At 57.3% G+C, this 12,124-nt stretch carries 10 protein-coding genes; 2 read left to right on the top strand and 8 right to left on the bottom strand.

Translation table 11 applies throughout. The annotated features are described in order from the left end of the window. Window positions 1-240: 240 nt before the first annotated feature. Genes apaH through lptD form a run of 6 tightly spaced genes read right to left on the bottom strand, consistent with a single transcriptional unit; the run spans window position 241 to window position 6,976 of the window. Complete coding sequence (gene apaH, locus AC3EMD_RS23435; protein ID WP_008807475.1) at window positions 241-1,089, bottom strand: bis(5'-nucleosyl)-tetraphosphatase (symmetrical) ApaH; 849 nt, start codon at window positions 1,087-1,089, stop codon at window positions 241-243. 4 nt (window positions 1,090-1,093) lie between these two features. After that, window positions 1,094-1,471 (bottom strand): Co2+/Mg2+ efflux protein ApaG, encoded by a 378-nt coding sequence (gene apaG, locus AC3EMD_RS23430; RefSeq protein ID WP_004204274.1) that lies wholly within the window; start codon window positions 1,469-1,471, stop codon window positions 1,094-1,096. Between the two features lie 2 nt (window positions 1,472-1,473). Further along, complete coding sequence (rsmA, locus tag AC3EMD_RS23425) at window positions 1,474-2,295, bottom strand: 16S rRNA (adenine(1518)-N(6)/adenine(1519)-N(6))-dimethyltransferase RsmA (RefSeq protein ID WP_008807474.1); 822 nt, start codon at window positions 2,293-2,295, stop codon at window positions 1,474-1,476. Continuing rightward, window positions 2,292-3,281: a 4-hydroxythreonine-4-phosphate dehydrogenase PdxA gene (pdxA, locus tag AC3EMD_RS23420; protein WP_012542876.1), complete on the bottom strand. Its 990-nt coding sequence runs from the start codon at window positions 3,279-3,281 to the stop codon at window positions 2,292-2,294. The genes rsmA and pdxA overlap by 4 nt, the downstream gene beginning before the upstream one ends. Window positions 3,282-3,286: 5 nt before the next feature. Beyond that, entirely contained in the window at window positions 3,287-4,573 is a 1,287-nt protein-coding gene (gene surA / locus AC3EMD_RS23415; protein WP_008807472.1) for a peptidylprolyl isomerase SurA, read from the bottom strand. A gap of 54 nt (window positions 4,574-4,627) precedes the next feature. Next, window positions 4,628-6,976 carry an LPS assembly protein LptD gene (lptD, locus tag AC3EMD_RS23410; protein ID WP_008807471.1) on the bottom strand — a complete coding sequence of 783 codons (2,349 nt, stop codon included), beginning with the start codon at window positions 6,974-6,976 and terminating at the stop codon, window positions 4,628-4,630. Between the two features lie 243 nt (window positions 6,977-7,219). Between lptD and djlA the strand changes: the two genes are divergently transcribed. Beyond that, window positions 7,220-8,047 carry a co-chaperone DjlA gene (djlA, locus tag AC3EMD_RS23405; RefSeq protein ID WP_008807470.1) on the top strand — a complete coding sequence of 276 codons (828 nt, stop codon included), beginning with the start codon at window positions 7,220-7,222 and terminating at the stop codon, window positions 8,045-8,047. A 32-nt stretch (window positions 8,048-8,079) separates the two neighbouring features. Here djlA and AC3EMD_RS23400 read toward each other — a convergent pair whose 3' ends face one another. Further along, entirely contained in the window at window positions 8,080-8,778 is a 699-nt protein-coding gene (locus AC3EMD_RS23400; RefSeq protein ID WP_302073790.1) for a response regulator, read from the bottom strand. Further along, on the bottom strand, window positions 8,768-10,393 hold the full coding sequence (locus AC3EMD_RS23395; protein ID WP_008807468.1) for an ATP-binding protein: 1,626 nt from the start codon (window positions 10,391-10,393) through the stop codon (window positions 8,768-8,770). The genes AC3EMD_RS23400 and AC3EMD_RS23395 overlap by 11 nt, the downstream gene beginning before the upstream one ends. A gap of 323 nt (window positions 10,394-10,716) precedes the next feature. Here AC3EMD_RS23395 and AC3EMD_RS23390 point away from each other — a divergent pair, with 323 nt between their 5' ends. Next, window positions 10,717-12,081, top strand: coding sequence for a 2-hydroxycarboxylate transporter family protein (locus AC3EMD_RS23390; RefSeq protein WP_008807467.1), 1,365 nt, complete (start codon window positions 10,717-10,719; stop codon window positions 12,079-12,081). Window positions 12,082-12,124: the final 43 nt, after the last annotated feature.

Below are 12,124 nucleotides of genomic sequence, written 5' to 3'. Positions count from 1 at the left end.
GGCGTGACCGGGGTTTTCTTTTGCGTGAATTCCGCGACGAAGGCGCAATCAGTATCTCGTCATGTTCCCCGTCGCGGGCTTCGTCTTTCGGGAGCGCTGTCCGGGGAAATGTAGGTCGGGTAAGGCGTGAGCCGCCACCCGACACAAAAGTGGCTTCGCGTCCGCCGTTCTTGCCCGGGGCGACAAATCGCAAGGCAATGTAGCCCGGATAAGGCGCAACGCGCCGCCATCCGGGAAGACTCAGGACGCGACGGCTTCGCCTTCGTCGAGGCTTTTCTGGCGGTTCGACGGCTGGGTGAAGTACTGCTTATCTTCCCAGCGCAGGCAGGTGAGTTCTCCGCCCCAGCAGCAGCCCGTATCCAGGGCGTAAATCCCCTCCGGCGTACCGCGTCCCTCCAGTGAAGCCCAGTGGCCAAAGGCAATGCTGTAAGCATTGCTGACCGGGCCAGGAATGGCAAACCACGGCTTAAGCGGCGCCGGGGCGTCCTCGGGCGCCTCTTTCGAATACATATCCAGCTGGCCGTTCGGGAAGCAGTAGCGCATGCGGGTAAAAGCATTAGAGATAAAGCGCAGGCGCGCCAGACCGCTCAGCTCGTTGCTCCAGTGATTCGGCATATCGCCATACATGGCATCGAGGAAGAAAGGGTAGGAGTCGCTGGAGAGCACCGCTTCTACATCGCGTGCGCACTGCTGGGCGGTCTCCAGATCCCACTGCGGCGTGATGCCCGCGTGGGCCATCACCAGCTTTTTCTCTTCATCCACCTGCAGCAGCGGCTGGCGACGCAACCAGTTGAGCAGCTCGTCGGCATCCGGGGCTTCCAGCAGGGATTTCAGACGATCCTTCGGCTTGTTACGGCTGATACCGGCGAAGACGGCCAGCAGGTGGAGATCATGGTTGCCCAGCACCAGTCGCACACTGTCGCCCAGAGATTTGACATAGCGCAGGACCTCCAGCGACCCCGGGCCACGGGCCACCAGATCGCCGGTCAGCCATAGCGTATCGGTGCTCGGGTCGAATTCAACCTGCGCTAATAATGCGATCAGTTCATCGTAGCAACCGTGAACGTCGCCAATAAGGTATGTTGACATTGTTTTAATGAATGAGCGTTGGAACTGCGAGACGGAACACAGGGATCTCGATACGGAACGGCGCGCCGTCGATATCGATCATCTCATAATGACCCTGCATGGTTCCCAGCGGCGTTTCGATGACCGCGCCGCTGGTATATTGATATTCACCGCCTGCGGGAATATGCGGTTGCTCGCCGACCACCCCTTCACCCTGAACTTCAGTCTCACGACCGTGGCCGTTAGTGATGAGCCAGTAGCGGCCAAGCAGCTGAACCTGACTCCGCCCCAGATTGCGAATGGTGACGGTATAAGCGAAGACGTAACGCTCTTCTTCCGGAGAAGACTGCGATTCGATATAGACGCTTTGCACCTGAACGCAAACACGAGGCGAATTAATCATGGTTAGCTCTCCTTCGAAGGCAGATTGTTGGATAACCAGTTGGCCATCTTACAGTACTGCTCTACAGAAATATTTTCCGCACGCACTGCCGGGTCGACGCCCAGCTCGGTCAACACTTCAACGCTAAACAGATTGCCGAGACTATTGCGGATGGTCTTACGGCGCTGGTTGAAGGCTTCGGTGGTGATGCGGCTCAGTACCCGGACCTCTTTTACCGGATACGGCATGGTGCGGTGCGGCACCAGGCGAACCACCGCGGAGTCAACCTTAGGCGGCGGGGTAAACGCGCTCGGCGGCACTTCGAGTACCGGGATCACCTGGCAATAATATTGCGCCATCACGCTTAACCGACCATACGCCTTACTGTTCGGCCCGGCAACCAGACGATTGACCACTTCTTTCTGCAGCATAAAGTGCATATCGGCAATGGCATCAGTATAGCTGAACAGATGGAACATTAGCGGCGTCGAGATATTGTACGGCAGGTTGCCGAAGACGCGCAGCGGCTGGCCCATTTTCTCCGCCAGTTCGCCGAAGTTCATGGTCATCGCATCCTGCTGATAGATGGTCAGCTTCGGTCCGAGGAACGGGTGCGTCTGCAGGCGAGCCGCCAGATCGCGGTCCAGTTCGATAACGGTCAGTTGGTCAAGACGTTCGCCGACCGGTTCGGTCAGCGCGGCGAGACCCGGGCCGATTTCAACCATTGCCTGGCCTTTCTGTGGATTAATCGCCGAGACGATGCTGTCGATCACAAACTGATCGTTGAGGAAGTTCTGCCCGAAGCGTTTACGGGCTAAATGGCCCTGATGGACTCGATTATTCATTGGGTATTAACAATCATTTTGATGGCGAGATTAAGCGCCGTGATAAAACTGCCGACGTCCGCTTTTCCCTGACCCGCTAATTCCAGTGCGGTGCCGTGGTCGACGGAGGTACGAATAAAAGGTAAACCGAGCGTAATGTTCACGCCACGGCCAAAGCCCTGGTATTTTAGCACGGGCAGGCCCTGATCGTGGTACATCGCGAGTACCGCATCGGCATGGTCAAGGTATTTGGGCTGAAAGAGGGTGTCTGCCGGCAGCGGACCGCTGAGGTTCATCCCCTTCGCGCGCATCTCTTCCAGCACCGGAATAATGGTGTCTATCTCTTCCGTTCCCATATGGCCGCCTTCGCCAGCGTGCGGGTTAAGCCCGCAAACCAGCACATGCGGCTGGGCAATGCCAAATTTCGTGCGCAGATCGTGATCGAGAATGGTGATGATCTCGCGCAGCAGCTCGGGCGTTATTGCTTCGCTGATGGCTTTCAACGGCAGATGGGTCGTCACCAGCGCCACCCGCAGCTCCTCGGTCGCCAGCATCATCACCACTTTGCTGGCCTTCGCGCGCTCTTCGAAGAACTCGGTATGACCGGTGAAGGCGATGCCGGCGTCGTTGATGTTGCCTTTGTGCACCGGGCCGGTCACTAACGCCGCAAATTCGCCGCTAAGGCAGCCGTCGCAGGCGCGCGCCAGCGTTTCCACGACATAGGCGCCGTTTTGCACGTTCAGCACGCCGGGTTCCGCCGGAACGTTCAGCGGTACGTTAAGCAGCGTCAGCGTACCAGCGCGTTGCGGAACGGGCGGTTGCGCAGGATCGTATGGGAGGAGAGATAAAGGAAGACCGAGCCGCTGGGCTCGGTCAGTTAACAGGGCGCCGTCGGCGCAGATCACCAGCTCAACTGGCCAGTCGCGCTGGGCAAGCTGCACGACCAGGTCAGGGCCAATCCCGGCGGGTTCGCCGGGAGTGATGACAACTTTACGGATTTCAGGCATCGATATTAGTTGCTCAGAATTTTAACATACGCACTGGCGCGCTGTTCCTGCATCCAGGTTGCCGCTTCTTCAGAGAATTTGCGGTTCATCAGCATGCGGTATGCACGATCTTTCTGCGCGGCGTCGGTTCTGTCGACCTGACGGCTATCCAGCAGTTCGATCAGATGCCAGCCGAAGGAGGAGTGCACCGGTCCGCTGGTCTGCCCTTTGTTCAGACGCATCAGCGCATCGCGGAATGCCGGATCGAAGATGTCCGGCGTCGCCCAACCTAAATCACCGCCCTGGTTTGCTGAACCCGGATCTTCAGAGAACGCTTTCGCCGCTTTGGCGAAGGTGGTTTTCCCGCTCTTAATGTCAGCCGCGATCTGTTCCAGTTTGGCCTGAGCCTGGGCATCATTCATGATCGGCGACGGCTTAAGCAGAATATGACGGGCATGCACTTCGGTGACGGAGATGTTCTGAGTCCCGCCGCGCAGGTCGTTGACCTTCAGAATGTGGAAGCCGACGCCAGAGCGGATCGGGCCGACGATATCCCCTTTTTTGGCGGTGCTTAACGCCTGGGCGAAAATACCAGGCAGCTCCTGGATACGACCCCAGCCCATCTGGCCTCCCTTCAGCGCCTGTTGGTCAGCGGAGTAGGTGATGGCCAGTTTACCGAAGTTAGCGCCGTTGCGCGCTTGTTCAACGATGGCATTTGCTTGCTCCTGAGCTGCGGCAACTTCATCCGCGGTCGGGTTTTCCGCCAGCGGGATCAGGATGTGGCTCAGGTTAAGCTCGGTGCTGGCATCGTTCTGGTCGCCAATCTGTTTTGCCAGCGCTTCGACTTCCTGCGGCAGCACGGTGATACGGCGACGCACTTCATTGTTACGCACTTCCGAAATCAGCATCTCTTTGCGGATCTGGCTACGGTAGGTGTTGTAGTTGATGCCTTCATAGGCCAGACGGCTGCGCATCTGATCCATGGTCATGTTGTTTTGTTTGGCGATGTTGGCGATGGCCTGATCGAGCTGGTCGTCAGAGACCTTCACGCCCATCTTCTGCCCCAACTGCAATACGATCTGGTCCATGATCAGTCTTTCGAGGATTTGATGGCGCAGTGTCGCGTCATCCGGCAGCTGTTGGCCAGCCTGACCCGCATTGAGCTTAACTGATTGCATCAAACCATCGACGTCGCTTTCCAGCACGACGCCATTATTGACGACGGCCGCTACTTTATCGACCACCTGAGGGGCAGCGAAACTGGTATTCGCGATCATGGCGATACCGAGAAGCAGCGTTTTCCAGTTCTTCATACTTTTTCCATTTCAATTAACCGCAAATGCGGACGATGTTGTAAACCAGCCGCATCACAGGGAGCTCTGGTACGGTAAAATGTTCGAACGCAGCATCTGCTGGGTGCCGAGGCCGTAGTTAGAGCTCAGACCGCGCAATTCAATATTGATTCCGAAGGTGTTGTCGTATTTGCTCTCGCCGCCGTTGTTGTTGCTATCCCAGCCGTTGACTTTACGTTCGTAGCCAAGACGGATGGCGTAGCAGCAGGAGTTATACTGAACACCCAACATCTGGTTTGCTGCTTTCCGGGTATTGGTATCGAAGTAGTATGCCCCGACCACGGACCAGCGATCGACGATCGGCCAACTGGCGGTCATCCCCACCTGCGAAATACCCTGTTTATATTGTGCCGCCGTGGAATATGAAGGCAGTGTAGCCTGAATATATTCCGGGCTGGCGTAACGATAGTTAAGCTGGACTAAGCGGTTTTCATCGCGACGGTATTCAATGGTGCCGTTACCGGTGGCGACGTTATCCAGACGGGTGTCGTACTGGATCCCTCCGCGTAAACCCCAGTCATCGGCGATGCGCCAGTAGGTATCGCCGGCCCATACCAGTGAACCCGTGGTGTCGTTGTTCTCCCAGTTGATGTTGTCATCACCGGTGCGTGACTCGGTGAAATAGTAGATTTGACCAACGGAAATATTAAAACGTTCCACGGCGGCGGCATCATACACGCGAGAGGTGATGCCGGTAGTGACCTGGTTGGCTGACGCGATGCGGTCCAGACCGCTATAGGTACGGTCGCGGAACAGGCCGGTGTAGTCCGACTGCAATAGCGTGGAGTCGTAGCTACCGATTTCACTCTGATCGCGGTACGGCACGTACAGATACTGCATGCGCGGTTCCAGCGTTTGGGTGAATCCCTCCTGCAGGTCGCGTTCAAAGACCATTTTACCGTCGATTTTAAACTGCGGCATTACGCGACTGACAGACTCTTTGTAGTCAGTGCCGTTGGCGGCGTTGTACTTATCGAGGTTGCTCTGCTGGTAGTGGGTCGCCAGCAGCTTGGCTTCAGTATTCAGACTGCCCCAGGCGTTGGACAGCGGCAGGTTGATCGTCGGTTCGAGGTGAACGCGGGTCGCTTCCGGCATGTTGTTATTCGAGTTAACAAAATGGGCGACCTGACCGTACAGATGGGTATCGAACGGGCCGACATCGTTCTGGTAGTAGTTGATGTCGAGCTGCGGCTCAGCCGAGTAGGAGTTGCTCGATTCCCGGTCAAAGACCTGGAACTGCTTGGTCGATACCGTCGCGTCAAAGTTCTGATTGACGTAACCGGCGCTGAATTTCTGCGTCGCATAGCCGTCGGTACTGGAACCATATTTCGAGCTGAAATCGTTGAAGTAGTCAGGATCGCTGACCTTGGTGTAGTCAGCGTTCAGACGCCATACCTGATCGATAACCCCGGAGTGGTTCCAGTAGAACAGCCAGCGGCGGCTGTTGCTGTCGCTCGAATGATCGTCTTCGTAGACTTTATCCGACGGCAGGTAGTCGAATTCAGTTAAGCCGCTGCCGAGCTGGGTCAGGTAGCGGAATTCGTTTTCCCACATCACGCCGCCGCGTTTGTTCATATAGTGCGGGGTGATAGTGGCATCGAAGTTCGGCGCAATGTTCCAGTAGTACGGCAGGGAGAATTCCACACCGTTTTTGGTACTGTATTTGGCGTTCGGGATCAGGAAACCGGAACGACGTTTGTCGCCCACCGGCAACTGCAGGTAAGGGCTGTAGAAAATCGGTACTGAGCCCAGCTTAAAGCGGGCGTTCCAGATCTCGGCAACCTGCTCTTCACGGTCGTGGATGACTTCGCTGCCCACGACGCTCCAGGTGTCGGAGCCCGGCAGACAGGAGGTAAAGCTGCCGTTTTCCAGAATGGTATAGCGGTTTTCGCCGCGCTGTTTCATCAGGTCCGCCGTGCCGCGTCCCTGGCGTCCGACCATTTGATAATCGCCCTGCCAGACGTTGGTATCTTTGGTGTTCAGGTTTGACCAGGCTTTAGGCCCTTTGAGGATCACCTGGTTATCGTCGTAATGGACGTTGCCCAGCGCATCCACCGTTCGCACCGGTTGCGCCTGGCCCGCGGCCTGCTGCTGATGCAGCTGCACTTCGTCGGCACGCAGGCGGCTGTTCCCCTGGTTAATATCGACGTTGCCGGTGAAGACGGCATTATCCGGGTAGTTGCCCTTCGCATGATCGGCGTTAATCGTCACCGGCAGATCGCCAGGCCGCCCTTCCACGAGCGGACGATCAAAGCTTGGCACGCCAAGCATACATTGCGTTGCGAGATCGGCAGCGAGGCCTTGTTGGCTATACAAGGCGCTGGCAATCATCGTAGCCAGGAGGCTGGGAATACGTTTTTTCATACGTTGTATTTATTGTTCCATCATCTTGTGGCAGCGGCTTGCAAACGGTCAGAGCCTAACTTACTCAACATTATCACGCTAGTGTTAATCCTGCCCGTTTCGAGCCCGAGCGTTAGGCACCCTGTTGAATGACGAGTATGATAAAGCAAATTATAGGCTATGTCCCACAATTGACCGAGGCGCGAGTGCCGGGTAACGTGCGGTCATATTCGAGCTTAACGGCGATAAACAGTTGGGGAGTCTATGCAGTATTTGGGTAAAGTGATTGGCGTGGCAGTGGCTTTGCTGATGGGCGGTGGGTTTTGGGGCGTCGTGCTCGGCTTTCTGGTGGGCCATATGTTTGACCGGGCGCGCAGTCGCCGGTTGAATCTCTTCGCCAATCAACAGGAACGCCAGTCGCTCTTCTTTTCCACCACCTTTGAAGTGATGGGGCATCTGACCAAATCCAAGGGTCGCGTCACCGAAGCTGATATTCATGTCGCCAATGTGCTGATGGATCGCATGAACCTGCACGGCGCATCGCGTACGGCGGCGCAGCAGGCGTTTCGCGACGGCAAGGCCGACAACTATCCGCTGCGCGAGAAGATGCGTCAGCTGCGCAGCGTCTGCTTTGGGCGCTTCGATCTGATTCGGATGTTTCTGGAAATTCAGCTGCAGGCGGCGTTCGCTGACGGCGAATTGCACCCCAACGAACGTGAAGTGCTGTTCGTCATCGCTGACGAGCTTGGCATCTCCCGCGCCCAGTTCGATCAATTCCTGCGGATGATGCAGGGCGGCGCCCAGTTTGGCGGCGGTTCGCAGCAGCAATCGTATGGTCAGCACGGCGGCAATGCCGGCTGGCAGCAGGCGCAGCGCGGGCCAACCCTCGAAGATGCCTGCAATGTGCTGGGGGTGAAACCGACCGATGACGCGGCGACGGTGAAGCGCGCCTATCGTAAGCTGATGAACGAACATCATCCGGACAAGCTGGTGGCGAAAGGGCTGCCGCCGGAGATGATGGAGATGGCCAAACAGAAAGCTCAGGAGATCCAGAAGGCCTGGGAGCTGATCAAAGAGCAGCGCGGCTTCTGAGTTTTCCCGCCCCTCCCGTCCGGCGAGGGGTTTTAGTTTTTAGGCTGTGCGCGTCGGTACAGCCGCCGCGGATGGCCGATTTTTCCATACAGCATCTCCACTTCCAGAAAGCCGGTCTCGACACCGTGTTCCAGATAGCGCCGGGCGGTGGTTTTGCTGAGCCCGGCGGCGCTGACCACCTCATCGACGGAAAAACAGTGTGCTTCCCGGCCGCTAAACAATCCCTGCACCAGCGCCAGCGTCTTCTCTTCAATGCCCTTACTGCCGCTATCCACGCGGAAGTTCTTCGCCTGCAGTTGGTAGAGAGAATCGACGTTCTGCTGATCGACGATTTTCCATTCCCGCTGCTGATCGTAAAACTGGATAAAGCGCTCAAGCGACTGGCTCAGCCGCTTCCAGGAGACGGGCTTAAGGATATAGTCGAAGGCGCCGTTGCGGATGGCCAGGCTGCAGGTTTCCATATCGCTGGCGGCGGTGATAAAGATCACTGAGCAATGGGTGGTTGCCAGCACCGGGTCGGTCATCAGCGTGACGCCTTTGCCGTCCGGTAAATAGTTATCCAGCAGCACCAGCTGCGGCGGACTGGCGTGGACCAACTGCCGCGCCTGAGCGAGGGAGGCCGCCATGCCTGCCAGCCGCAGTCGCGGGTGTTTTTGCACAAGCTCGGCGTGCAGGCGCGCCAGCTCGCTCTCATCTTCAATGATCAGCACATCGACCAGGTCATGATGCATTGTGGGCCTCCGTTTGCGGACAGGCGGGCGCGTCGGCCGGGATAAACAGGGTGAAGATGGTTCCCCGCGGCGCGTTGTCGGCGACTTCGATGGTGCCGCCCGCCTGAGTGACATAATGTTCAATAAGATACAGACCAATGCCGTGATCGCCACGGGTTTTGGTGGTCACGCCGCGTTCAAAAATGCGGTCGCGAATATCGGGACGAATGCCGACGCCGCGGTCAGCCACTTCGATGATCAGTTCCCGGGCGTTGAGCTGAATCAGCACTTCCACCGGCTCGTGCGGCAGCTCGGCGCGCTGCGTGGCTTCGATGGCGTTATCCAGCAGGTTGCCGATGATGGAGATCAGTTCGGATTCCTTTAACGACGGCAGCGGACGATCGATACGACAGGCCGGGTCGAAGCTCAGGGCCACGCCTTTTTCGCGGGCGCGGGTCGCTTTGCCCAACAGCAGGCCGCACAGCGTCGGCGAGTGGAAGTGCGAGGAGATGAAGTCCAGCAGCTCCTGGGCATGCTCCGACTGGGCCTGAATATAGCGGATCGCTTCGTCATAGTGACCCATATGCAGCAGACCGGAGAGGGTGGTCATCCGGTTGAGCTGCTCGTGGCGCATGATGCGCAGGTTGTCGACATAGCGCTTCACCTGGCTGAGCTGGGCGGTGAGGGCATTGATTTCGTTGCGGTCGCGGAAGGTGATCACCCAGCCCTGCAGCGTATTCTCCAGCATAATGCGCACCCGGCTGGCGAGCACGGTCAGCTGGTTGAAGCGGCACAGCTCGTCATGAGTGTCACGCTCGAGCATGTCGCCGCTGGCGAAAAAGGGCTGCGGCGAAATGACGCTGTCGATTGACTGGCCGCGCAGCTGACGGGCAGGCTGGCTGAGCCCCAGCAGGCTGCGGGCGGCATGGTTAATCACCTCAATGCGCCGCTGGTGATCGATGACGATCACCCCTTCAAAGATCGACTCCATCATTGCCTTTTGCTGACGTACCAGCAGGCCTATCTCCCGCGGCTCGAGCGAAAAAATCTGCTTCTTGATGCTGCGGGTAAAGTACCAGGAGAAGATAAACAGGGCGATGAGCAGCAGGATGGCGGCGATAAAAATATTGATCACTTTGGTCAGCGTGATGCTGTCGAGATAGCTGGTGAGGTAGCCAACGGAGACAATGCCGATCACCTGCCCCTCGTCATCGACGATGGGCGTTTTGCTGCGCAGCGAGACGCCGAGGCCGCCTTTGCGAATGGTGGTGATGGTGTGCCCCTCCAGCACCGCCTGATTGTCGCCGCCGACCAGCCGCGTGCCAACCCACTCCGGATGGACGGAGTGAAACAGATGCACGCCCTGACGATCGCCGATGACGATAAAACTGGCGTCGCTATGGGCGGCGATTTGCTGCATAAACGCCCGGATCGCCTGCGGATCGTGCTGGCTGACCTGCTGACGCAAATTTGGCATCAGGGCTATCTCTTCAGCCTGAATTTTGGCCCGGCCACTCATCTCCTGATACAGCTGGCGGCTGGCGTCAAAATAATAATAAATGCCCAGCGCTATAAAGAGGACCGAGAAAAAGGCGACCAGCGAAATAAACAGCTTATATTGAAAAGAGAGCTTCATAGGTCCCGTACTGCGTATTCACCATATCGGCACTCTATCATTTTTCTGTCACGTGACGTAAATGTTAAGAAGAAGTTGTGATCGTCTGCGCAGGCGCTGGCTGTCGGCGGGGGACTCAGTGGAAATAACGCCTCAGAGAGAATAAAAACCATAAAAACCACAATAATAAATCAGAGATATATCACCCCTTAGCGGTTCCGTGAATAGAAACCATAAAAACCATAGTGACCATTAAAACTTCTTTTTTAATCTGGGGAGCTTCACATTAACGACGCCGCTGTCCCTTTACGCTGAAAATGAATAATAACGACAGGGCTGAATTTATGAGCACCACAGACAATGCATTCTCTGCAACCCTTGAACCGATCAATACGCCGAAAACCACGCTGAAGCAGCGCTGGTGGCACATCATGGATAACTGGAAGGTAGGGATCGTCCCGCTGCCGCTATTTTTGCTGGCCGGGGGGCTGATTGCCCTCGACTGCCTTGGCGGTAAACTGCCGAGCGATATCGTGGTGATGGTGGCCACCCTGGCTTTCTTTGGCTTCGCCTGCGGCGAGTTTGGTAAGCGCCTGCCGGTGCTGGGAAAACTCGGCGCGGCGGCGATCTGCGCCACTTTTATTCCTTCCGCGCTGGTCCATTACGGTCTGCTGCCGGATGTGGTCGTGGAATCCACCACCAAATTCTATAAATCCACCAATATCCTCTATCTCTACATCTGCTGCATCATCGTCGGCAGCATCATGAGTATGAACCGCACCACGCTGATTCAGGGCTTTCTGAAGATCTTCTTCCCGATGCTGTGTGGCGAAGTGGTTGGCATGCTGGTGGGCATCGGCGTCGGCACGCTGCTGGGCATGGAGCCGTTCCAGGTGTTCTTCTTTATCGTGCTGCCGATCATGGCCGGTGGCGTGGGGGAAGGGGCGATCCCGCTGTCAATGGGTTACGCCGCGCTGATGCATATGGAGCAGGGCGTGGCGCTGGGCCGGATATTGCCGATGGTGATGCTCGGCAGTCTGACGGCGATCGTTATCTCCGGCTGCCTCAACCAGCTCGGCAAGCGCTCCCCGCATCTCACCGGTGAAGGGCAACTGATGCCGAACCGCAGCAATGAAACCCGTAGCCTCGGCGAGAGCGAAGGCGTGAGCGGCAAAACCGACGTCGGGACCCTGGCCTCCGGCGCGCTGCTGGCGGTGCTGCTGTATATGATGGGGATGCTTGGCCACAAACTGATTGGCCTGCCGGCGCCGGTGGGCATGCTGTTCCTCGCGGTGCTGTTAAAGCTGGCTAACGTGGTTTCTCCACGCCTGCAGGAGGGATCGCAGATGGTGTATAAATTCTTCCGCACCGCGGTGACTTACCCGATCCTCTTTGCCGTCGGCGTGGCGATCACCCCGTGGCAGGAACTGGTAAACGCCTTCACGCTGACCAACCTTCTGGTGATCGTCAGTACCGTCTCGGCGCTGGTGGCGACCGGGTTCTTTGTGGGTAAAAAAATAGGGATGCACCCGATCGATGTGGCGATTGTCTCCTGTTGCCAGAGCGGGCAGGGCGGCACCGGCGATGTGGCGATCCTGACCGCCGGTAACCGCATGAGCCTGATGCCGTTCGCGCAGATCGCTACCCGCATCGGCGGGGCGATAAATGTCTCGCTGGGACTGCTGTTCCTCAGCCACTATCTGGCGTGATTAAACGCTGCGCTAAGCGATAAATCTGCCATTTTCCGCTACA

The organism is Klebsiella sp. PK18 (assembly GCF_057784655.1).
This window is presented reverse-complemented; position numbering and strand designations above follow the sequence as displayed.